The organism is Arsenicicoccus piscis (assembly GCF_022568835.1).
GTDB classification, from domain to species: Bacteria; Actinomycetota; Actinomycetes; order Actinomycetales; family Dermatophilaceae; genus Arsenicicoccus; species Arsenicicoccus piscis.
Genome location: NZ_JAKZHV010000004.1, coordinates 169,049 through 190,969, shown reverse-complemented (window position 1 = coordinate 190,969; position 21,921 = coordinate 169,049). Strand labels below are relative to the sequence as shown.

The following is a 21,921-nucleotide window of genomic DNA, read 5'->3' as shown; positions in this document are numbered from 1 at the left end:
ACCTCCCCCATCGACGCCACCACCACCGACGCCACCACCACTGACGCCACCCGCAAGGAGCCCTCGTGACCGACGCCTACGTCTACGACGCCGTCCGCACCCCGTTCGGGAGGTTCGGCGGAGCCCTCGCCGGCGTGCGACCGGACGACCTCGCCGCCCACGTGGTGCGCACGATGGTCGAGCGCGCCCCCGGGCTCGACCCGGAGCGCATCGACGAGGTGATCTTCGGCAACGCCAACGGCGCGGGCGAGGAAAACCGTTGTGTCGCAAGGATGGCCACGCTGCTCGCTGGCCTGCCGGTCGACATCCCGGGCACCACGGTCAACCGACTGTGCGGCTCCAGCCTCGACGCGGCGATCATCGCGTCCCGCCAGATCGCCGTCGACGAGGCCGACGTGATCCTCGTCGGTGGCGTCGAGTCGATGACCCGGGCGCCCTGGGTGCTCCCCAAGACCACCAAGCCGTTCCCCGCGCACGACCTGACGATGGCCAACACCGCCCTCGGCTGGCGCCTGGTCAACAAGGCGATGCCGAAGGAGTGGACGGTCAGCCTCGGCGAGGCCACCGAGCAGCTGCGCGAGCGCTACGGCATCTCCCGCGAGCGTCAGGACGAGTTCGCCGCGCACTCCCACCAGCTGGCCGAAAAGGCTTGGGACGCAGGGTTCTACGACGACCTCGTGGTGCCCGTCCCGGGCACCGACCTCACGCGCGACGAGGGCATCCGCCCGGGCTCCACCGCCGAGAAGCTCGCCACGCTCAACCCCGTCTTCCGCACCCCCGAGCAGGGCGGCACCGTCACCGCGGGCAACGCGAGCCCGCTGTCCGACGGCGCGTCCGCGCTGTGGCTCGGCAGCGAGTCCGCCAGCGAGACACTGGGACTCGCGCCGATCGCGCGCATCGCCGGCCGCGCGGCGGCCGCCAACGAGCCGCAGTTCTTCGGCTACGCACCGGTCGAGGCCGCCAACCGGGCGCCGCTCGTGCGGGCATCGGCTGGGGCGACGTCGGAGCCGTAGAGCTCAACGAGGCCTTCGCGGCGCAGTCCCTCGCGTGCCTGGACGCCTGGGACGTCGACCCGGCCGTGGTCAACGCCTGGGGCGGCGCCATCGCCGTCGGTCACCCCCTCGGCGCCTCGGGCGGCCGCGTCCTCGGCACGCTGGCGCGCCGGCTGCAGGCGAGCAGCGAGCGCTGGGGCGTCGCGGCCATCTGCATCGGCGTCGGCCAGGGCCTCGCCGTCGTCCTCGAGAACGTCTCTGCCGCAAGCGAAGACGCCGCGCCCTCCCCCAGCGACGACGTCGCACCCTCCACCAGCGACAAGGAGTCCTGATGCCCAAGCACTTCCTCGACGACGTGGACGAGGCCGTCGCCTGCGTCCGCGACGGCGACACCGTCCTCATCGGCGGATTCGGCAAGGCCGGCCAGCCGGTCGAGCTCATCGAGGCGCTCCTGCGCACCGACGTCAAGGACCTCACCGTCGTCAACAACAACGCCGGCAACGGCGACGAGGGGCTCGCGCTGCTCATCGCCGAGGGGCACGTCCAGAAGATGATCTGCTCGTTCCCCCGCCAGTCCGACTCGTGGCACTTCGACAAGGCCTACCGCGAGGGGCGCGTGCAGCTGGAGGTCGTCCCGCAGGGGTCGCTCGCCGAGCGAATTCGCGCCGGGGGCGCGGGGATCGGCGGGTTCTTCACCCCCACCGGCTACGGCACCCCGCTGGCCGAGGGCAAGGAGACGCGCGTCATCGACGGCCGCGGCTACGTGCTCGAGACGCCGATCCGTGGCGACGTGGCGCTCATCAAGGCGCTGCGCGCCGACCGCGCCGGCAACCTGGTCTACCGCAAGACCGCACGCAACTTCGGACCGATCATGGCGACGGCCGCAGCGCACACCGTCGCGCAGGTCCACGACGTCGTGCCGCTGGGGGGCCTGGATCCCGAAAACATCGCCACCCCAGGCATCTTCGTCCAGACCATCGTCACCGTGGGCGGCCCCGTCGCCCCCGAGACCACCCCCGAGCACGAGGAGGAGCAGTGAGCGGCACGCTGGACCGTCAGGCGCTGGCAGCGCTGATCGCCAAGGACATCGCGCCCGGGTCCTACGTCAACCTTGGCATCGGGCAGCCGACCCTCGTGTCGGACTACCTCACCGCCGACCAGGACGTCACCCTGCACACCGAGAACGGCCTGCTCGGCATGGGCCCGGCCGCCCAGGGCGACGAGATCGACGAGGACCTCATCAACGCCGGCAAGATCCCGGTGACCGAGGTCCCCGGCGCCTCGTTCTTCCACCACGCCGACTCGTTCGCGATGATGCGCGGCGGCCACCTCGACGTGTGCGTCATGGGCGCCTTCCAGGTGTCCGCCACCGGTGACCTCGCCAACTGGCACACCGGCGCCCCCGACGCCATCCCGGCCGTCGGCGGCGCCATGGACCTCGCGGTCGGCGCCAAGGAGACCTGGGTGATGATGAACCTCTTCACCAAGACCGGCGAGGCCAAGATCGTCCCCGAGTGCACCTATCCGCTCACCGGCCCCGGGTGCGTCAGCAGGGTCTACACCGAGTGCGCCGTGTTCCTCATCGACGACCAGGGCGTGACCGTGCGCGAGACCTTCGGCACCACCGTCGAGGAGCTGGCCGAGCGCATGTCCGTCCCGCTGCGGAGCCTCGACTAGGGTCGGACTCGATGGCAGCGCAAGGGATTCCGACGACCCCCGAGCCCGGCGACGGCTACGTCCAGTCGCTGGCCCGGGGGCTCGCCGTCCTGCGCGCCTTCGACAGCGAGCACCCCGAGCTGTCACTGTCGGACGTCGGGCGACGCACCGGGCTGACCCGCGCGACCGCCCGCCGGCTCCTGCTCACCCTGGTCGAGCTGGGCTACGTGCGCTTCGACGGCAAGCTCTTCTCGCTCGCTCCGGCCGTGCTGGAGCTCGGCTACGCCTACCTGTCGAGCCAGCGGCTGCCCGAGCTGGCCCGTCCCCGGCTCGAGGACCTCTCCGCGCGACTGCTCGAGTCCACCTCGCTCGCCGTCCTCGACGGGACCGACATCGTCTACGTCGCACGGGTCGCCCGACGGCGGATCATGACCGTGGACATCCACGTCGGCACCCGGTTCCCGGCCTACGCGACGTCGATGGGTCGTGTCCTGCTCGCCGGGCTCACCCCCGCCGAGCTGGACGACTACTTCCGCACCGCCGCGCTGTCCGCGCTCACCGTGCAGACCATCCACGACGAGAGTGCCCTGCGCGAGCTGCTCGACCAGGTGCGGCGCGACGGCTACGTCATCGTCGACCAGGAGCTGGAGCCCGGGCTGCGCTCGATGGCGGCGCCCGTCGTCGACGCCGCCGGCCGCACCGTCGCCGCCGTCAACGTGTCGACCAACGTCGCCGACCCCGCCGCGGGCGACCTGATCAACTCGCTCGCTGCCCTGCGCGCGACCGCAGCCGCCCTCTCCACCGACCTGCGCGTCGCCGGCCACTGACGCGGCCCCGGCGCCAGAGCGCCGAGCGATCGTCGCAACCGGCCCCACTGAGATATCTCGACGTTCAGATACTTTTGGGCGCGGCTATAGTGAGCCCATGACTGGAGCCACGGACGACGTCGACGACATCGTCGCGGCCTGGCGCCGGGAGCGGCCCGACCTCGACCTCGGCCCGCTGGAGGTGCTCTCTCGGGTCTCCCGGCTCGCTCGCCACCTGGACCTCACCCGCGGCGAGACGTTCGCCGAGCACCAGCTCGAGGGCTACGAGTTCGACGTGCTCGTGGCGCTGCGGCGCGCAGGGACGCCCTACCAGCTCTCCCCCGGGCGCCTCGTCCAGCAGACCCTCGTCACCTCCGGCACCATGACCAACCGGGTCGACCGGCTCGCCGCACGCGGCCTCGTGACCCGAAGCCCCGACCCCGACGACCGGCGCGGCGTCATCGTCACGCTCACCGAGGCGGGCAAGGAGGTCGTCGACGCGGCCTTCAGCGAGCTGCTCGACCGGGAGCGGCGGCTGCTCGCCGGGCTGTCCGCCCGCGAGCGCGACCAGCTGGCGCGCCTGCTGCGCTCGCTGCTGCTGCCCTTCGAGGCCTGAGCAAGCGCCGGACCCGGGTTGTGCCGACCCGGCGCGCGGCCCTGGCGCTCGATCAGCCGGCGACCTCGGCCGCTTCCAGCCAGGCCAGCTCGAGCGTCTCGCGCTCGTCGACGATCTCGCGCAGCTCGCGATTGAGCTCCAGGACCGCCTGGTGATCGGTGGCATGCTCGGCCATCTGTCGGTGCACGGTCTCCTCGCGCGTGGCGAGGCGGGCCAGCGCCCGGTCGATCCGGGCTACCTCCTTGCGGGCCTCGCGGACCTGCGCGGACGTCGGCCCGGCTGCGGAGGCCGCACCGGAGCCGGGAGCCGCGGAGCCGGCAGCGGACGTCGCGCCGGACGCACCGCCCGACCCACCCGTAGAACCCCCGCGGGCACTACCGGCAACACCGCCGCTCGCGCGGGACGCCTGCTGCTCGGACCACAGGGCGAGGTACTGCTCGACACCGCCGGGCAGGTCGCGGATCGCGCCGTCACCGAGAAGGGCCACCTGCCGGTCGCACATGCGCTCAAGCAGGTAGCGGTCGTGCGAGACGACGAGCAGCGTGCCGGCCCAGCCGTCGAGGACGTCCTCGAGGGAGGTGAGGGTCTCGATGTCGAGGTCGTTGGTGGGCTCGTCGAGCAGCAGCACATTGGGCTCGTCGAGCAGCAGCCGGACCAGCTGGAGCCGACGGCGCTCACCACCGGAGAGCGACCCGACCAGCGTCTGCTGACGGGCTCCGGTGAAGCCGAGCCGCTGCGCGAGCTGAGAGGCGCTGATCTCCTTGCCGCCGAGCTGGGTGAACTGCCGGACGTCCTCGAGCGCCTCGATGACGCGACGGCCGGCGAGCTGCTCGAGCTCGCGCACCTCCTGGCTGAGGAACGCCAGCCGCACGGTCTTGCCGACCTTGCGCCGCCCGCCGACGAGGGTCAGCTCGCCCGCGATGGCCCGCAGCAGCGTGGACTTCCCGGCGCCGTTGACGCCCACGATGCCGATCCGGTCACCCGGGGCGAGCCGCCAGGTGACATCACGCAGGATCTCGCGAGGCGTGTCCGAGGCGACGCCGAGGGTGAGCGAGGCGCGCTCGAGATCGATGACGTCCTTGCCGAGCCGAGTCGTGGCGAAGCGCATCAGCTCGACGTCGTCGCGCGCGGGCGGCTCCTCCTCGATGAGCGCGTTGGCCGCGTCGATCCGAAAGCGCGGCTTGGACGTGCGCGCGGGCGGGCCGCGACGCAGCCAGGCGAGCTCCTTGCGCAGCAGGTTGTTGCGCCGCTCCTCGGTGACCGCCGCGATCCGCGCGCGCTCGGCCTTGGCGAGCACGTAGGCGGCGTAGCCCCCGTCGAACGCGTTGACCTGCCCGCCCTGGACCTCCCAGGTGGTCGTGGCGACAGCGTCGAGGAACCAGCGGTCGTGGGTGATCGTGACGAGCGCGCTGTCGGGTCGGGTGCGCCGGCGGGTGAGGTGGTCGGCGAGCCAGGCCACGCCCTCGACGTCGAGGTGGTTGGTGGGCTCGTCCAGCAGCAGCAGGTCGGGGTCGTCGACGAGCAGCCGGGCGAGGGCGAGCCGGCGCCGCTCGCCGCCGGACATCGGACCGACGACGCTCTCCCAGCCGCCGACCGCTCCCGCGTCGAGGCCGCCGAGCAGCCCGTCGACGACGTCGCGGATCCGGGCGTCACCGGCCCACTCGTGCTCGGCGCGGTCGCCGAGGACGGCCTCGCGGACAGTCGCGGCGGGGTCGAGGGTGTCCTGCTGGGTGAGCATGCCGACGGTCAGCCCGCTCGGGTGGGTGACCCGACCCGAGTCGACCGGCACGGCCCGCGCCAGCACGCGCAGCAGGGAGGTCTTGCCGCCACCGTTGCGGCCGACCATGCCGATGCGCTCGCCGGTGAGGACGCCGAGCGAGAGGTCGTCGAGGACCTTCGTGGTGCCGAGCGTGAGGGTGACCCGCTCGACCGAGACGACGTTGGCCACTAGCTGTCTCGCGCCGGGCTGAAAAGGCGGGCACCCGCGACGGGGCCGTGCGCGCGACGGGCGTCGGCGGCGACCCCGGAGGCGGTCAGCGCAACGGCGAGGTCCAGGGCGTGCTCGTGGTCGGAGGCGAGGAACGCAATCGTCGGCCCCGACCCGGACACGACCTGGCCGAGCGCGCCGCACTCGTGCCCGATCTCGAGCGTCTCGCGCAGCGACGGCTGCAACGACAGCGCCGCGTCGGTGAGGTCGTTGCGCAGTGCCGCGCCGAGCCGCGCGGCGTCGCCCGAGCGCACGGCGGCCAGCAGGTCGACGTCGCTCTGGCCGAGCTCGGGATCGCTCGCCCCCGGGCCGTGGTGCTCGGCGCGCAGGCGGTCGCACTCGGCGAAGACCGCCGGCGTCGAGAGCCCCTCGGCGCTGAACGCGAACACCCAGTGGTAGGTCCCCCGGGCCAGCACCGGCGCGAGCTTCTCACCACGCCCGGTGCCCACCGCCGTGCCCCCGAGGATCGAGAACGGCACGTCGCTGCCCAGCTCGGCCCCGACCGCGCACAGCTCCTCCTTGCTGAGCCCGAGGCCCCAGAGGGCGTCGCACGCCACGAGGGTGGCGGCCGCGTCGGCCGAGCCGCCGGCCATCCCGCCGGCCACGGGGATGTCCTTGCGGATCGCGATGGTGACGGCACGGTCTACGTCGTGCAGGGTGGCGAGGCGACGGGCCGCCTTGACGACGAGGTTGTCCTCGCCGAGCGGCACCTCGTCGGCCTGGCGACCCTCGACCACGCAGGAGAACTCGTCCGCGGCCGTCACGGTCACGTCGTCGTAGAGCCCCACGGCCTGGAAGACCGTCGACAGCTCGTGGTAGCCGTCCGGGCGCAGGGGGCCGACCGCGAGCTCGAGATTGACCTTGGCCGCGGCCCGAGCAGTCACCTGCTGCACGATCGACACTGACATGTGCCCAACCTAGTCATGTTCGGGGGCCCGTGTGGGATGCCGCGTCCGCGATGCGAGCGAACGCCTCGACGTCGATGGCCTCGCCGCGCGCCTGCGGGTCGACCCCGGCGCGACGCAGGATCTCCTCGGCGCGCGGGGCGGAGCCGGCCCACCCCGCCAGCGCGGCGCGCAGGGTCTTGCGGCGCTGCAGGAAGGCCGCGTCGATCGCGGCGAACACCTGCTCGCGGGGGGCCTCGGTGACCGGCGGCTCGTGGCGCACCAGCTCGACCAGCCCGGAGTCGACGTTGGGCGCGGGCCAGAACACGTGTCGCCCGACGGTGCCCGCGAGGCGCACGTCGGCGTGCCAGGCCGCCTTCACCGACGGCACGCCGTAGACCTTGCTGCCGGGCTGGGCGGCCAACCGCTCGGCCACCTCCAGCTGCACCATCACGAGCACCCGCTCGATGCTCGGGAAGCGCTCGAGGAAGGACAGGACGACGGGCACCGACACGTTGTAGGGCAGGTTGGCCACGAGGGCCGTCGGCGGTGGCCCCGGCAGCTCCCGGACGGCGAGCGCGTCGGCGTGGACGACCTCGAGGCGGTCGGCGAGGGTCGGGGCCTGCTCGGCCACCGTCTGCGGGAGCGCGCCCGCGAGCACGGGGTCTACCTCGACCGCGACGACGCGACGCACGGCCGGCAGCAGGGCCAGCGTCAGCGACCCGAGGCCCGGCCCGACCTCCACGACCACGTCGTCCGGGCCCACCTGCGCGAGGCGCACGATGCGGCGCACCGTGTTGGCGTCGACGACGAAGTTCTGGCCCCAGTTCTTGGTCGGACGCACCCCGAGCCGGTCGGCGAGCTCGCGCACCCGCGCGGCACCCAGCAGCGTCGCGGCGCTGTCGACCGGGGACTCGGGCTCGGGCATGGGCTCCACCCTAGGGGATCGGGCAGGGTGGGCGTCTGCGGGTGAAATGCACGACACAGGCCGGACGACCCCCTGGTCCGTCCGGCCTGTGTGGTGCGGCGCTTCGCCGGGCCCCCTCCTGCGCCCGGCGAGTCGCGGTGACTCAGCTCGTCAGCTCAACTGACTCATTCGGCTCAGGCGCAGGCCCAGGGCGAGGTGCCGCGCGTGGACGCGACGTTGTTGGCGACGGCGATCTGCTGCTCGCGGGTCGCGAGGTCGGGGCGCGAGGCGTAGGCCAGGCCGCCACCGGAACGCCAGGTGCCGAGGTCGAACTGCAGGCCGCCGTAGTAGCCGTTGCCGGTGTTGATGCTCCAGTTGCCGGTCGACTCGCACTGGGCGATGCGGTCCCACATGCCGGAGTTGGCAGTCGAGCCGGCCTTCCCGCTGTTGCGGCTGGACGAGCCGGCGGACGCGGTGGTGGCGCTGGCCTTGGGGGCGGCCTTGGTGCCGACGCTCACGACCTGGGCGACCGGGGCGGTGGTGACGACGCTCTGGGTGGCCTGCTTGGCCGTGCTCTTGCCGTTGACGAAGGTCTCGACGTAGGTCACCGACTTGGCGCCCGCCTTGCCGGCGGTGACGACCTTGCGGGTGCCCTGCGCGAGAGAGGCGTCCTTCTTCTCGGTGACCGAGAAGGCGACCGGCTCGGTGACGGTGGCCGTCTTCTTCGCAACGCGGTTCACGGTGACGGCGAGGCCGTCCTTGAGCGCGGTGGTCGAGGCGGGGGCGACGGTGTCGAGGGCGCCGAGGGTGACCTTCTGCGCGGCGAGCAGGTCGGCGACGGTCGCGTCGGTCGAGGAGATCTTGGCGGGCTTGCCGGCGACGTTGAGGACGACGTCCTTCGGGGTGACCGCGGTGACGGCGAGGCCCTGACGGCCGAGCGACATCGAGCGCGACGCCGAGAGCTTGGCGTCGGTGAGGCCCTGCCGCAGACCGACCTGAGCCAGCGCGGAGTCCAGCGTGGTGGCGGTGGTCCAGTAGGTCTTCTTCTGACCGTCCACCGTGACCGCGAGCTGGCGGCCGTACTTCACGACCACGTCCTGGCCGTCGGCGATCTCGGTGTCGAGCGCCGGGGCGACGACGTCGTGAGCGCCGACGGTGACGCCCTCCTTCTTCAGCAGGTCGCCGACGGTGCCGCCGAAGGCCGAGGTCTGGGAGGTCTTCCCGTCGACGGTGAGGGTCACGTCCTTGTCGACCGACACGAGGACAGCGCCCACGGCGCCGGCGGCGAGGCCGGTGGCGACGACGGTCTGCAGGACACGGGTGGTGGTGCGAGAGGTCACGATGCTCCAGGGTTCGTAGTACCGGGTCACCTGCGTGCCGCGCCCCCAGGCGGTCCCGCCCTGGCGAGGACGGCGTGCGAAGCCTCCTGTGTCAGTCCTTGTGAAGCCGAGCACAAGCCCGGCCAGGCACAGGTGTCCTCAGCTCATGACTGAGACCGGTGGGTCTGGGGTCAAGGGTCCTCCGGCGGCGTCGTCGCCTCGCCCGGCCGGACCCTGCACGGCTGCCGCGGGAATCCCGGCTGCCTCATCCAGAGTCGCGCGCAGCCCCGCCGGGGTCAACCGGTCAGCCTTGTCAAAACGCTCAGGACAGGTCAAATCAGGCCGAAACCTGTGTGGCAAATGGCTGAATTCGCATCCACGGAGAGTAGCCGCTGAGCACAATTTCTGCAGCGGCCTGCGTTGTGGGTCAGATCACGTCGAAATGACGCGAACCGCGGACCGTCTACTGGTAGGTAACCCCCGGCTACCAGGGCCCGTAGAGCTCCTCGCTGGTGGCGGAGATCGCCTGGCAGAGGGTGGGCACGTCGACGCCGAGCACGGCCGCCATCCGGCGGACGGTAAGGGGGACGAGGTAGGGCGCGTTGGTGGCGCCGCGGAAGGGGTGGGGCGTGAGGTAGGGCGCATCGGTCTCGACGAGCACCCGGTCCAGCGGCACGACGGCCAGCGCCTCGCGCAGCTCGTGGGCCGAGGAGAAGGTCACGGTGCCGGCGAAGGACAGGTAGTAGCCGCGCTCGACGCACTCGCGCGCCATCGCCACGTCCCCGGAGAAGCAGTGCAGCACCGTGCGCTCGGGCGCGCCCTCCTCGGCGAGGATGCGCAGCACGTCGTCGTGGGCGTCGCGGTCGTGGATCTGCAGCGCCAGCCCGGTGCGCTTGGCCAGGTCGATGTGCCAGCGGAAGGCGTCCTGCTGCACGGCGTGCTGCTCGGGAGCGGTGCGGAAGTAGTCGAGGCCGGTCTCCCCCACGACCCGGATGCGGGGGTGCGCGACCAGCTCCGCAATCTCGGCGAGGGCGTCGTCGAGGCGGCCGGCCGCGGCGAGCGGCGGCACGTCGTTGGGGTGGATGGCGACCCCGCCGAGCAGGCGCGGGTGCTCGTCGACCGCCGCGGCGGTGAAGCGTGCGGCGGGCAGGTCACAGCCGATCTGGATCACCCGGTCCACCCCGACCGCGGCGGCGGCGCGCAGGGCCTCGGCGACGTCCGGACGGGGGCCGCCGTCACGGGCTACGTCGAGGTGGGCGTGGTTGTCGACGACCGGGACGGGCAGCGACTCCGGCGCCGCCGGCGGACCGGCGTGCCCGCTCCCTGCCCCAGAAGCCTTGCGGCTCATGCGGATTCGCCGGCCAGACGCGCGATCTCGTCGTCCACGACGCTCGGGTCGAGCTTGGTGAACACGGGCGTCGGCTTCGCGACCGGAGCCCCGACGGCGACCGGCCGACGCTCCCACGCAGGGGTCGGGGTGTAGTCGCCGGTGATGATCGGGTAGACCCGCAGCTCGTCGTCCGCGATGGACGGGTCGGCGGGCACCTGGGTGATCGGGCCGAGGTCGGTGACGTGCTCGATCCGCGGCATCGGCATGAACTCGCCCTCCCCGCCGAAGGTCGTCCAGACCCGGTTGGAGGCGTGCGGGAGGAACGGCGCCAGCAGCGTGTTGCAGTCGAGCACGCACTGGGCGAGCACGTGCAGGACGGTGCCGAGGCGCTCGCGCTGGTCCTCGCCCTTGAGCTTGAACGGCTCGGTGTCGGAGACGTACTTGTTGACCTCGCCGACGATCCGCATGGCCTCGCCGATGCCGGCCTTCTGCCGGTGGTGGGCGATCAGGTCACCGACCGCGTCGAAGCCCTCGGCGACGGTGGCGAGCACCGCCTCGTCGACCGGCTCGAGCGGGCCCGCGGCCGGGATCTCGCCGAAGCTCTTGGCGATCATGCTGGCCGTGCGGTTGACCAGGTTGCCCCACCCGGCGACCAGCTCGGAGTTGGTGCGCTGCACGAACTCGGCCCAGGTGAAGTCGCTGTCCTGGTTCTCCGGGCCGGCGGCGCAGATGAAGTAGCGCAGCGCGTCGGCCTGGTAGCGGGCCAGCATGTCGCCGACGTAGATCACCACGCCGCGGCTCGAGGAGAACTGCTTGCCCTCCATGGTCATGAACTCGCTCGCGACGACCTCGGTGGGCAGGTCCAGCTCACCGAGCGCGCCGGGCTCGCCGCCGAGCGCGCCCTGGCCGCCGTAGGCCAGCAGCTCGGCCGGCCAGATCTGGGAGTGGAAGGTGATGTTGTCCTTGCCCTGGAAGTAGTAGGACACGGCCGCCGGGTCGTTCCACCACTCGCGCCAGCGGTCCTCGTCACCGATCCGGCGGGCCCACTCGATCGAGGCCGACAGGTAGCCAATGACGGCGTCGAACCAGACGTAGAGCCGCTTGGTCGGCTGCTCGCGCCAGCCGTCGATCGGTACCGGGATGCCCCAGTCGATGTCGCGGGTCATGGCGCGCGGGCGCACGTCCTTGAGCAGGTTCTGGCTGAACTTGATGACGTTCGGGCGCCACAGGCCCGTCTCGGCGCGGCCGTCGAGCCACTGGGCCAGCGCGTCGGCGAGGGCGGGCAGGTCGAGCAGCAGGTGCTGGGTCTCGATGAATTCCGGCGTCTCGCCGTTGATCTTGGACCGCGGGTCGATCAGGTCGACCGGGTCGAGCTGGTTGCCGCAGTTGTCGCACTGGTCGCCCCGCGCGTCGGGGAAGCCACAGATCGGGCAGGTCCCCTCGATGTAGCGGTCCGGCAGCGTGCGCCCCGTCGACGGGCTGATCGCCCCCTGCGTGGTCTGCTCGATCATGTAGCCGTTGGCGTAGCAGACCCGGAACATCTCCTGGACGACCGAGTAGTGGTTGAGCGTCGTGGTGCGCGTGAACAGGTCGTAGGACAGGCCCAGGTCGACCAGGTCACCGACGATGACGGCGTTGTTCTTGTCGGCCAGCTCGCGCGCGCTGACGCCCGCCTTGTCGGCCGCGACGAGGATCGGCGTGCCGTGCTCGTCGGTGCCGCTCACCATCAGCACGTCGTGCCCCGCCATGCGCATGTAGCGGCTGAACACGTCCGACGGGACGCCGAAGCCGGCGACGTGACCGATGTGACGCGGGCCGTTGGCATACGGCCACGCGACGGCGGACAGGACCTTGCGCGGGGCGGAACTCATGCTGGTGATTCTAGTGGTCGCACGCACGACGGCCGCGCCCGCCCAGGTGGGGCGGCCGCGGCCGTTCGGTTGATCGCGAGGCTGTCGTCAGTCTGAGCTCTACCGGACTGACTCCGCGCTCGCGGTGCCTTCAGTCCTTGACCTTGGAGCGGGCCTTCCGATAGTCCGCGTTCAGCTGCGAGATCACGTCGAGCGGGATCTCCTTCGGGCAGGCGGCGGCGCACTCGCCGATGTTGGTGCACCCGCCGAAGCCCTCGGCGTCGTGCGCCTTGACCATGTCGATGACGCGCGACCAGCGCTCCGGCTGACCCTGCGGGAGCTCACCGAGGTGAGTGACCTTCGCTCCCATGAAGAGCATGCCGGCGGCGTTGGGGCAAGCCGCGACGCAGGCGCCGCACCCGATGCAGGTAGCGGCCTCGAACGCGCGGTCGGCCTGCGGCTTCGGCACCGGCACCGAGTGGGCCTCGGGGGCCGAGCCGGTGTTGACGCTGATGAAGCCGCCCGCCTGGATGATGCGGTCGAACGCGGTGCGGTCGACGACCAGGTCGCGCAGGACCGGGAACGCGTCGGCGCGCCACGGCTCTACGGTGATGGTGTCGCCGTCGCGGAAGGACCGCATGTGCAGCTGGCAGGTCGTGGTGACCTCCGGACCGTGCGGCTGGCCGTTGATGACCATGCCGCAGGTGCCGCAGATGCCCTCGCGACAGTCGCTGTCGAAGGCGATCGGCTCCTGACCGTCGTCCTGGAGGTTCTCGTTGAGCACGTCGAGCATCTCCAGGAAGGACATGTCCGGCGTGACGTCGTCGAGCTGATAGGTCTCCATGTGACCCGGCGCGCTGGGGCCTGCCTGGCGGTGGACGTTGAGAGTGATCCTCACTTGTAACTCCGTTGCTTCAGCTCGATGAACTCGTAGACCAGGGGTTCCTTGTGCAGGGTCGGCGCACCGTCGTCGCCGCCGAACTCCCACGCCGCGACGTAGGCGTACTCGTCGTCGTGGCGCAGCGCCTCGCCGTCCTCGGTCTGGGACTCCTCGCGGAAGTGACCGCCGCAGGACTCGCGTCGGTGCAGCGCGTCGATGCACATCAGCTCGCCGAGCTCGATCAGGTCGGCGACGCGGCCGGCCTTCTCGAGGCTCTGGTTGAGCTCGTCGGCACCACCGAGCACGCGCACGTTGGTCCAGAACTCCTGCTTGACGTTCCGGATCAGGCCGATCGCCTTCTTCAGCCCCTCCTCGGTGCGGGACATCCCGCAGTACTCCCACATGATGGCGCCGAGCTCCTTGTGGATGGAGTCCACGGTGCGGGTGCCGTTGCAGGTGAGGAAGTGGTTGATCCGGTCGCGGACCGAGCGCTCGGCGTCGGCGACGGCCGGGTCCTCGGAGGTGACCTTCGGGTACGGCCCGCTCGCGAGGTAGTCGCGGATCGTGTTGGGGAGCACGAAGTAGCCGTCCGACAGGCCCTGCATCAGCGCCGAGGCGCCAAGGCGGTTGGCGCCGTGGTCGGAGAAGTTGGCCTCACCGGTCACGAACAGGCCGGGGATGTTGGACGACAGGTCGTAGTCGACCCACAGCCCACCCATCGTGTAGTGCACGGCCGGGTAGATGCGCATCGGCGTCTCGTACGGGTTCTCACCCGTGATCCGCAGATACATGTCGAACAGGTTGCCGTACTTGGCCTTCACCGTGTCCAGACCCATGCGGTCGATGGCCTCGGCGAAGTCCAGGTAGACCCCGCGGCGCACCTGACGCTCGACACCGTCCGGGCCCATCTCGGCGATGGCCGGGCCGACTCCGCGGCCCTCGTCGCACATGTTCTTGGCCTGGCGGGAGGCGATGTCACGCGGCACCAGGTTGCCGAACGAGGGGTAGATCCGCTCCAGGTAGTAGTCGCGGTCCTCCTCGGGGATCTGGCGCGGGTCCTTGTCGCAGTCCTCGGCGCGCTTGGGCACCCAGATGCGGCCGTCGTTGCGCAGCGACTCGCTCATCAGGGTGAGCTTGGACTGCTTGTCACCGTGCTGCGGGATGCAGGTCGGGTGGATCTGGGTGTAGCACGGGTTGCCGAACAGGGCGCCCTTGCGGTGGGCCCGCCAGGTCGCCGTGACGTTGCAGCCCATCGCGTTGGTCGACAGGAAGAACACGTTGCCGTAGCCACCGGAGGCCAGCACGACCGCGTCGGCGAGGTGGGTCTCGATCTCACCGGTCAGCATGTCGCGGGCGATGATGCCGCGAGCTCGACCGTCGACCATGACCAGCTCGAGCATCTCGTGCCGGGTGAACATCTCGACGGCGCCGGAGGCCACCTGCCGCTCGAGCGCCTGGTAGGCGCCGATCAGCAGCTGCTGCCCCGTCTGGCCGCGGGCGTAGAACGTGCGGGACACCTGCACGCCACCGAACGAGCGGTTGTCGAGCAGTCCGCCGTACTCGCGGGCGAAGGGCACACCCTGGGCCACGCACTGGTCGATGATGTTGCACGACACCTCGGCCAGGCGGTAGACGTTGGACTCGCGCGAGCGGTAGTCACCACCCTTGACCGTGTCGTAGAAGAGCCGGTAGACCGAGTCGCCGTCCTCCTTGTAGTTCTTCGCGGCGTTGATGCCACCCTGGGCGGCGATCGAGTGCGCGCGGCGCGGAGAGTCCTGGTAGCAGAAGGACTTCACGTGGTAGCCCGCCTCGCCGAGCGTGGCGGCAGCAGCGCCACCGGCAAGGCCGGTGCCGACGATGATGACGCTCAGCTTGCGGCGGTTGGCCGGGTTGACCAGTTTGGCCTCGAACTTGCGGCGGGTCCACCGGGTCTCGATGGGACCGCTCGGGGCCTTCGGGTCCTGGATCGGCTCACCCTCGCGGTAGAGCCCGTGGATCAGGTTGTCACTCATGGGATTCCGTATTCCTTACTTCCCGACCAGGCCGAAGAGGATCGCGAGCGGCGGCACGATGAAACCGATGCTGACGATGGCGGCGATGGCGATGCCGGCGAGGTTCCACGCGCGGGCCTTGGCCGGCGTGCCGGTCAGGCCGAGCGTCTGCCCGGCGCTCCAGACGCCGTGGCGCAGGTGCATGGCGAGGGCGAACATCGCCAGTGCATAGATCAGCACGACCCACCAGACCTGGAACGACGAGACCACCAGCGGGTAGGGGTTCGCGATCGTCTCGTGCGTCGTCGGGTCCACGACCGTGTCGGGGAACTGCCCGCTGCCCACGTTGAACTTCAGGATCGTGAACTGCAGCAGGTGGAAGACGATGAACGCCAGCAGGGCGACGCCGCCCCAGCGCATCATCTTCGACGCGAACGTGGCACGGACCGTGCGCTTGACGACGTAGCGGGTCGAGCGCGCCTTGTTGGCCCGGGACCACAGCGGCAGCGCCAGGCCGACGTGCACGAAGAGGGCAGCGAGCAGCAGCAGCCGGAACAGCCACAGGAAGCCCTCGTAGGGAAGGATCGGCTCGCCGAGGATCCGCAGGTGGTGCGCATAGCCGTTGAAGGCCTCCGCGCCCCACAGGATCTTGAGGTTGCCGTACATGTGCATGAGGACGTAGAACACGAACAGCAGACCGGCCAGCGCCATCGAGTACTTGTAGGCCAGGGTCGTGCCGTTCGTGCTGATCTCCTCGCGGAAACAGTCGAAGTAGCCACGCATGCAACCTACCGCGTGCCTCTGACACTCGCCGACGCAGGGCGCGCCCTACGGACGAAAATGTCCGTCCAGGGGTTCCCGCGCGGCCGTCAGGTGACCAACCTCACATTCTGACCGCCGCCGGCGCGCGCGGGCTAGCGGCGCCGCAGCGCCCCGTCGTAGAGCTCCCGCTTGGGCAGGCCGGTGGCTGCGGCGACCGCGGCGCACGCGTCCTTGAGCCGCTCGCCCGCGTCGACCCGGGCGATCACCTGGTCGATCGCCGCCTCGGGGTCGGCGGCGACCGGCTGGGCGCCGGCGACGACCAGGGTGATCTCGCCACGGACCTCGCCGGCCGACCACTCGACCAGGTCCGCGAGGGTGCCGCGGACCACCTCTTCGTAGGTCTTGGTGAGCTCGCGGCAGCAGGCGGCGGGACGGTCTACGCCGAAGGCCTCGGCCATGGCGGCGAGGGTGTCGTCGACCCGGTGCGGCGCCTCGAAGAAGACCATCGTGCGCCGTTCGTCCGCCAGGGCCGCGAGCGCCCGGGCTCGCTCGCCGGCCTTGCGGGGCAGGAAGCCCTCGAAGCAGAACCGGTCGACCGGCAGCCCCGAGACCGCGAGCGCCATGAGCACGGCCGACGGACCGGGCACGCAGGTGACCCGCACGCCGGCGTCGACCGCTGCGGTGACCAGGCGGTAGCCGGGGTCGGAGACCGAGGGCATGCCGGCATCCGTGGCCACCACGACCCGGTCCCCCGCGACCAGGCGCTCGAGCAGCTCAGGGGTGCGGGAGGCCTCGTTGTGCTCGTGATAGCTGACGACCCGTCCGCGAGAGGTCACGCCGAGCGCGGTGGTGAGCCGGTGCAGCCGCCGGGTGTCCTCGGCAGCGATCACGTCGGCCCCCTCGAGCTCGGCGCCGAGCCGCGGGGAGGCGTCGGCCGGGTCGCCGATGGGCGTGGCGGCGAGCACGAGCACGCCTCGACCAGCCGCGCCGGCGGACGCCGTCATCGGGGGCCGTCGAAGGGGATGCGCGAGACGGGGACCTCGGCGGGCAGGTCCTCGTAGGCGCGGGGGTCCTCCCGGGGCTCGACGTGGATGATCACCTGCAGCTCCTCGACCTCGGCGCGCAGCGCCTCCTCGACCTCCTCGGCGAGGTCGTGCGCCTGGGTGACCGACCACGCTCCGGGCACCAGCAGGTGCGCCTGGGCGAAGCGCTGGTGGCCGGACTCGCGGGTCCGCAGCTCGTGGAAGTGCACGTCGGCGGTGACGAAGCGCTCGAGGACGGCGGCGATCTGGGCGTTCTCGGCCGCCGGCAGCGAGCCGTCCATCAGCCCGGAGAACGACTCGGCCAGCAGCTTCCACCCGGTCCAGATGATGTTGAGGCCGACCAGGAAGGCGATGACGGGGTCGAGCCGGTCGATGCCGGTGAGCGCCACGACGAGGACGCCGACGACGACACCGACCGAGGTCCACACGTCGGTCATCAGGTGCTTGCCGTCGGCGACCAGGGTCATCGAGCGGTGCGCCCGGCCGGCGCGCAGCAGCACGAACGCCACCGCGGCGTTGATCACCGAGGCCCCGACGGACACGACCAGACCGATGCCGACGTTCTCCAGCGGCTGGGGGTGCAGGAACCGGTCTACGGAGGTCCAGAGGATGACGATCGCGGCGACGAAGATCATCTGCCCCTCGGCCGCCGCCGAGAAGTACTCCGCCTTGGTGTGGCCGAACTGGTGGCTGCGGTCGGCGGGGCGCGCCGCCACCGTCAGCGCGTAGAGCGCGATGATCGCGGCTGCGAGGTTGACCAGGGACTCAGCCGCGTCGGAGAGCAGACCGACCGACCCGGTGATCCGCCAGGCGGTGACCTTCAGCGCGATCGTGACCAGCGCCGCAGCGATGGACAGCCAGGCGAACTTGGTCAGATTGGCACGTGAGCTCACGGGTCCAGTCTGTCACCGGTTCGCCCCCTACGATGGCTCGCGTGACCGACCTCGAGGAGCGCCTGCTCGGCCGACGCCCGACCGACACCCGACGTGCCTGGGTCATCTTCTCGGTCATCGCGGCCATCGGCGGGTCCCTGCGGATGTGGCGGCTCGGGGTCCCGCACTCACTCGTGTTCGACGAGACGTACTACGTCAAGGACGCCCTCGCCCTGTGGCGATCCGGCGTCGAGCTGACGGTGAAGCCCGCGATCGAGAAGAAGGTCAACGAGCTCTTCACCACCGGGCACACGGACATCTTCACCGACCAGGGGTCGTTCGTCGTCCACCCGCCGTTCGGCAAGTGGGTCATCGCGCTCGGCGAGCAGACCTTCGGGATCGACCAGTCGTTCGGGTGGCGCTTCAGCGTGGCCGTGATGGGCACGCTCTCCATCCTGCTGATGGGCTTCGTCGCCCGCCGCCTGTTCGGCTCCACCCTGCTCGGGGCGGTGGCCGCGGTGCTGCTCGCCTTCGAGGGACACCACTTCGTGCAGTCGCGCACCTCGCTGCTGGACATGGGCGTGATGTTCTGGACGTTCGCCGCCTTCTGCGCCCTGGTCGTAGACCGTGACCGCACCCGCGCGCGCCTGGCCCGTCGCCTGGCCGCGCAGGACGCGCAGAACGCGGGACGGCTCGGCGTCTCGATGGGTTGGCGGCCGTGGCGGCTGGTCGCGGCGGTCGCGCTGGCCCTGGCGATCGGCACGAAGTGGTCGGGCGGGTTCTACTTCGCCGCCTTCGGGGTGCTGACGATCCTCTGGGACCTCGGGGCGCGCCGCGCGATCGGCGAGCGACGACCCGTGCTCACCACCCTCGTGCGCGACGCCATCCCTACGGCGATCTGGATGTCCGTGGTGGTCGTCGGGGTCTACCTCGCGACCTGGACGGGCTGGTTCCGCAGCTCCAACGGCTACGACCGCAACTGGGCCGACAGCCACGCCGCCGCCCCCGACTGGGGGTGGGTGCCGGACGCGCTGCGCTCGCTGTGGCACCACCACGTCGAGATGTACAACTCGGCGCGCGGCATCACCTCCAAGCACGACTACATGTCGAACCCGTGGAGCTGGCTGGTGCAGGGCCGGCCGACCTCGTTCTTCTGGGAGGCGCCCAAGCGGGGCGAGCAGGGCTGCACCGTCGACTCGTGCGCCCGCGCGATCACCTCGCTCGGCTCGCCGACGCTGTGGTGGTTCGCCACCGGCGCCCTCGTGGTGCTCCTCGTCGCGTGGGCGCTGCGGCGCGACTGGCGGGCCGGGGCGATCCTGCTCGGGGTCGCCGCGGGCTACCTGCCGTGGTTCGCCTACCAGGACCGCACGATCTTCACGTTCTACGCGATCGTGTTCCTGCCCTACCTCGTGCTGGCCGCGACCTACGTGCTGGGGATGATCATCGGCCGACCGTCCGCGTCGGCGCACCGGCGCCGGGTCGGGCTGACGGTCGTGGGGGCGTTCGTGGCCCTGCACGTCGTCGTGTTCTTCTTCTTCTTGCCGGTGTGGTCGGCGCAGGTGATCCCGTACGTCGAGTGGACCTACCGGATGTGGTTCAACTCGTGGATCTGACCGATCTGCCGTCGAGCTGCCCGGGGTCCTGCGGTCCGCTGCGCGGCGAGGCGGCGAGGAACGGCTCGATCGCCTCCGGCGTGCCGGCGAGCGCGATCCCCCACGCCTGCTCGACGGGCACGTCCGTCACGAGGTAGACCCCGTCGCCGGCTGCGGTGGTCGCCGCCAGGGTCGCGAGCCCGGCCCGACGCTGGAAGAACGACTGCTGCACCGTCCAGCCGATGATCCCGCGGGTCTCGAGCACGGTCGTGTTGCGCTGCAGCGCACCGGCCCGGGTGACCAGCTCGTCGTCCACCAGCGCGTGCCCGAGCGCGGCGTAGCGCGCCGGCGCCAGCCACACCGACGCCAGCAGCGGGATCGCCGCCGGCACGAGCAGCCACCACGGCCAGCCCCAGAGCAGCACTGCCACGAGGAACGGCGCGAGGACGACCGCACCCGCGAGCAGAGCCCGGGTCCAGCGCCGCCGCAGCGCGCGCGGGCCGTGCTGGACGAGCGGTGTGCCGAGCGGTGCGGCCGTGCCGAGGACGTCGTCGGCGAGCCGCGCCACCACCGCGCGATCGGCTGGCGGGAGCAGGGTGGAGCCGCCGCCCTCGCCCTTGAGCCCGGTCGACACGGCGTCCAGGCTGGCGCCGCCGAGGGCGCGCACCAGCACGGCCTCCCCCATCGTCACGCCGCGCAGCCGCGCCTCCTCGATGGTGGTGGCCCTCGTGGTCAGCAGCCCGCGCGTCACCCGGATCGTGCCCGCACCGTGCCGCACGACCCGCAGCCCCCAGTAGTTGAGGACGTACGTGATCATCGCGAGCACCGCCAGCACGACCAGCACGACGACCAGCGCCACCGCCACGATGACCAGCACCGCCGTGTGCTCCGCGACGTCCTCGGCCCACTGCCAGACCGCGAGGCCCGACCGGTTGAGGAACGGCTGGGCGAAACCGAAGATCGCCAGGCCCGTCAGCAGCCCGCTGGTCGTGAACGGTGCGTACCGCACCCAGGCCGGGTCGAACCGCGCGAGCTCGACCTCGGGTTCTGGCGATGGGTCGAGGTCGAGGTCGAGGTGTTGGGGGTCGAGGTGGTGCGCGTCGCCCGGGTGGACTGGGTGCTGGTCGGTGGGCGCGTCCGCGTAGAGCCCGCTTGCTGGGTCGGCCTGGTCGTGCTGCGGATCGGTCGGTGCCGCAGCGGCCGTGTTAGCCGTGGCGGCTCGACGTCGGTGGAGCAGCGCCACCCGGAGCGCCTCCGCCTCACCGGAGGTCAGCCCGTCGAGCTGCAACCCCTTGCCGTGCGTGCCGGTCCCGATCTCGAGGCGCACGAGGCCGAGGAGGCGGTGGATCACCGGGGCCGTGACGTCCACCGTGCGCACCCGGTCGAGCGGAGTCGTGTGCGTCTGCCGAGCGAAGACCCCCGTCTTCAGCTGCACCTGGGTCGGCGTCACGCGGTAGCGCGTGGTGAACCATCGCAGCGCCGCGAACGCCACGACGATGGCGCCGATCGCGGCGTTCCACAGCTCACGTCGGGAGTCCCCGAGCTGTTGCCGACGATGAGTGCGGGGATCAGCGCCGGCAGCAGCTCCTTCAGGCCCTGCACCGGGTGGATGAGCAGCATCTTCGGCGACAGCCGCTGCCACTCGACCTCGGACGCCTCGGGCGGGGCGGGTGCTGGTGGGACGGATGCTTGCGCCTCGGCTGTCTGCGCCTCGGATGGCTGGTCCGGTGCGTGCCCGTCCGGGGGCTGGGGTGTCTCGGCGCTGCTGCTCACGTGGCGTCCCCCGGGGTGCGGGCCGTGACCGAGGTGAGGTCGGCGACGATCTGCTCGGCCGTGGCGAGGTCCAGCTGCTCGATCTCGACCGCGCCGGCCGCCGACGCGGTGGTGACCGTGACGGTCGCGAGGCCCAGGGCCTGCTGGATGGGGCCACGCTGGAGGTCTACGGTCTGGACGCGGGACACGGGCGCGACCCGACGCTCCTGACTGACCCAGCCCGAGCGGGTGTAGACCGCGACGTCGTTGTACTCCCACCGGTGCACGCGGTAGCGCCACCAGGGCATCACCGTGAGATCGAGCAGCAGCCACACCAGCAGGACCGCGAGGAGCCAGAGCTGGGCGCTGCGCCGCGCCTCGTCGAACCACATCCACACGCCCAGCCCGGCCAGCGGGAAGATCGCCCCCAGGATCGCGTGGATGATCCAGACGACCTTGGCGCGGGGGCTGACCCGGTGGGCCGGCTCGCGCAGCGCGACAGCAGTGATGACCTCGCTCATGGCCCTACCCTCTCATCCCCCTCCCGGCGCGCTCCCGTCGCTCTACACGACGTCGGCCGACGACGCCGCGCCGAGACGGCTGTTGCGCACCGACACGGCACTTCGCCACCGATCCCACACCGACACGGCACTTCGCCACCCAGACGGCTGGTACAACAGCC

Annotated in this window: 18 protein-coding genes and 1 pseudogene; 6 read left to right on the top strand and 13 right to left on the bottom strand. The window is 71.4% G+C overall.

Translation table 11 applies throughout. The features are described from left to right. Positions 1-65: 65 nt before the first annotated feature. From MM440_RS09660 to MM440_RS09640, 5 genes and pseudogenes are all read left to right on the top strand, one after another. A pseudogene (locus tag MM440_RS09660) lies at positions 66-1,324 on the top strand (thiolase family protein). Then, positions 1,324-2,031: a 3-oxoacid CoA-transferase subunit A gene (locus tag MM440_RS09655; RefSeq protein ID WP_241444092.1), complete on the top strand. Its 708-nt coding sequence runs from the start codon at positions 1,324-1,326 to the stop codon at positions 2,029-2,031. The pseudogene MM440_RS09660 and the gene MM440_RS09655 overlap by 1 nt, the downstream one beginning before the upstream one ends. Next, complete coding sequence (locus MM440_RS09650) at positions 2,028-2,669, top strand: 3-oxoacid CoA-transferase subunit B (protein ID WP_241444091.1); 642 nt, start codon at positions 2,028-2,030, stop codon at positions 2,667-2,669. The genes MM440_RS09655 and MM440_RS09650 overlap by 4 nt, the downstream gene beginning before the upstream one ends. A gap of 11 nt (positions 2,670-2,680) precedes the next feature. After that, a complete protein-coding gene (locus tag MM440_RS09645; RefSeq protein WP_241444090.1) occupies positions 2,681-3,475 on the top strand; it encodes an IclR family transcriptional regulator domain-containing protein in 795 nt (264 codons plus the stop codon). 97 nt (positions 3,476-3,572) lie between these two features. Then, positions 3,573-4,070, top strand: a complete 498-nt coding sequence (locus tag MM440_RS09640) for a MarR family winged helix-turn-helix transcriptional regulator (RefSeq protein WP_241444089.1) — start codon at positions 3,573-3,575, stop codon at positions 4,068-4,070. Between the two features lie 52 nt (positions 4,071-4,122). Here MM440_RS09640 and MM440_RS09635 read toward each other — a convergent pair whose 3' ends face one another. From MM440_RS09635 to MM440_RS09580, 11 genes are all read right to left on the bottom strand, one after another. After that, complete coding sequence (locus tag MM440_RS09635; protein WP_241444088.1) at positions 4,123-6,018, bottom strand: ABC-F family ATP-binding cassette domain-containing protein; 1,896 nt, start codon at positions 6,016-6,018, stop codon at positions 4,123-4,125. Then, entirely contained in the window at positions 6,018-6,965 is a 948-nt protein-coding gene (locus MM440_RS09630) for a 4-(cytidine 5'-diphospho)-2-C-methyl-D-erythritol kinase (RefSeq protein WP_241444087.1), read from the bottom strand. Before MM440_RS09630 ends, MM440_RS09635 begins: the two co-directional genes overlap by 1 nt. A gap of 13 nt (positions 6,966-6,978) precedes the next feature. Next, the gene (gene rsmA / locus MM440_RS09625) at positions 6,979-7,869 is read right to left on the bottom strand and encodes a 16S rRNA (adenine(1518)-N(6)/adenine(1519)-N(6))-dimethyltransferase RsmA (protein ID WP_241444086.1); all 891 of its coding nucleotides are present in this window, start codon (positions 7,867-7,869) and stop codon (positions 6,979-6,981) included. A 173-nt stretch (positions 7,870-8,042) separates the two neighbouring features. Then, positions 8,043-9,188, bottom strand: a complete 1,146-nt coding sequence (locus MM440_RS16990; protein ID WP_284284647.1) for a resuscitation-promoting factor — start codon at positions 9,186-9,188, stop codon at positions 8,043-8,045. A 463-nt stretch (positions 9,189-9,651) separates the two neighbouring features. Then, entirely contained in the window at positions 9,652-10,515 is an 864-nt protein-coding gene (locus MM440_RS09610; protein WP_241444085.1) for a TatD family hydrolase, read from the bottom strand. After that, positions 10,512-12,368, bottom strand: coding sequence for a methionine--tRNA ligase (gene metG, locus MM440_RS09605; RefSeq protein WP_241444084.1), 1,857 nt, complete (start codon positions 12,366-12,368; stop codon positions 10,512-10,514). The genes MM440_RS09610 and metG overlap by 4 nt, the downstream gene beginning before the upstream one ends. A 130-nt stretch (positions 12,369-12,498) precedes the next feature. After that, complete coding sequence (locus MM440_RS09600) at positions 12,499-13,245, bottom strand: succinate dehydrogenase/fumarate reductase iron-sulfur subunit (RefSeq protein ID WP_241444083.1); 747 nt, start codon at positions 13,243-13,245, stop codon at positions 12,499-12,501. After that, positions 13,242-15,239 (bottom strand): fumarate reductase/succinate dehydrogenase flavoprotein subunit, encoded by a 1,998-nt coding sequence (locus MM440_RS09595; protein ID WP_241444082.1) that lies wholly within the window; start codon positions 15,237-15,239, stop codon positions 13,242-13,244. Before MM440_RS09595 ends, MM440_RS09600 begins: the two co-directional genes overlap by 4 nt. A 15-nt stretch (positions 15,240-15,254) precedes the next feature. After that, positions 15,255-16,001, bottom strand: coding sequence for a succinate dehydrogenase cytochrome b subunit (locus MM440_RS09590; RefSeq protein WP_277626525.1), 747 nt, complete (start codon positions 15,999-16,001; stop codon positions 15,255-15,257). A gap of 131 nt (positions 16,002-16,132) precedes the next feature. Beyond that, positions 16,133-16,984, bottom strand: coding sequence for a 16S rRNA (cytidine(1402)-2'-O)-methyltransferase (gene rsmI, locus MM440_RS09585; RefSeq protein WP_241444081.1), 852 nt, complete (start codon positions 16,982-16,984; stop codon positions 16,133-16,135). Then, positions 16,981-17,916, bottom strand: coding sequence for a cation diffusion facilitator family transporter (locus tag MM440_RS09580; protein ID WP_241444080.1), 936 nt, complete (start codon positions 17,914-17,916; stop codon positions 16,981-16,983). The genes rsmI and MM440_RS09580 overlap by 4 nt, the downstream gene beginning before the upstream one ends. A 32-nt stretch (positions 17,917-17,948) precedes the next feature. On the opposite strand from MM440_RS09580, the gene MM440_RS09575 reads away from it, so the two are divergent. Then, the gene (locus MM440_RS09575) at positions 17,949-19,508 is read left to right on the top strand and encodes a dolichyl-phosphate-mannose--protein mannosyltransferase (protein WP_241444079.1); all 1,560 of its coding nucleotides are present in this window, start codon (positions 17,949-17,951) and stop codon (positions 19,506-19,508) included. On the opposite strand, the gene MM440_RS09570 is transcribed toward MM440_RS09575, so the two are convergent. Next, positions 19,492-20,979, bottom strand: coding sequence for a PH domain-containing protein (locus MM440_RS09570; protein WP_338155636.1), 1,488 nt, complete (start codon positions 20,977-20,979; stop codon positions 19,492-19,494). The genes MM440_RS09575 and MM440_RS09570 overlap by 17 nt on opposite strands. 277 nt (positions 20,980-21,256) lie before the next feature. Then, entirely contained in the window at positions 21,257-21,760 is a 504-nt protein-coding gene (locus MM440_RS09565) for a PH domain-containing protein (RefSeq protein ID WP_241444077.1), read from the bottom strand. Positions 21,761-21,921 lie beyond the last annotated feature (161 nt).

Bases quoted from the DNA above. Each gene is read 5' to 3' on its own strand.
- MM440_RS09655 (WP_241444092.1), top strand. From the start codon at position 1,324: ATGCCCAAGCACTTCCTCGACGACGTGGACGAGGCCGTCGCCTGCGTC.
- MM440_RS09645 (WP_241444090.1), top strand. From the start codon at position 2,681: ATGGCAGCGCAAGGGATTCCGACGACCCCCGAGCCCGGCGACGGCTAC.
- MM440_RS09640 (WP_241444089.1), top strand. From the start codon at position 3,573: ATGACTGGAGCCACGGACGACGTCGACGACATCGTCGCGGCCTGGCGC.
- MM440_RS09630 (WP_241444087.1), bottom strand. From the start codon at position 6,965: ATGTCAGTGTCGATCGTGCAGCAGGTGACTGCTCGGGCCGCGGCCAAG.
- rsmA (WP_241444086.1), bottom strand. From the start codon at position 7,869: ATGCCCGAGCCCGAGTCCCCGGTCGACAGCGCCGCGACGCTGCTGGGT.
- MM440_RS09610 (WP_241444085.1), bottom strand. From the start codon at position 10,515: ATGAGCCGCAAGGCTTCTGGGGCAGGGAGCGGGCACGCCGGTCCGCCG.
- metG (WP_241444084.1), bottom strand. From the start codon at position 12,368: ATGAGTTCCGCCCCGCGCAAGGTCCTGTCCGCCGTCGCGTGGCCGTAT.
- MM440_RS09595 (WP_241444082.1), bottom strand. From the start codon at position 15,239: ATGAGTGACAACCTGATCCACGGGCTCTACCGCGAGGGTGAGCCGATC.
- MM440_RS09590 (WP_277626525.1), bottom strand. From the start codon at position 16,001: ATGCGTGGCTACTTCGACTGTTTCCGCGAGGAGATCAGCACGAACGGC.
- rsmI (WP_241444081.1), bottom strand. From the start codon at position 16,984: ATGACGGCGTCCGCCGGCGCGGCTGGTCGAGGCGTGCTCGTGCTCGCC.
- MM440_RS09575 (WP_241444079.1), top strand. From the start codon at position 17,949: ATGGCTCGCGTGACCGACCTCGAGGAGCGCCTGCTCGGCCGACGCCCG.
- MM440_RS09565 (WP_241444077.1), bottom strand. From the start codon at position 21,760: ATGAGCGAGGTCATCACTGCTGTCGCGCTGCGCGAGCCGGCCCACCGG.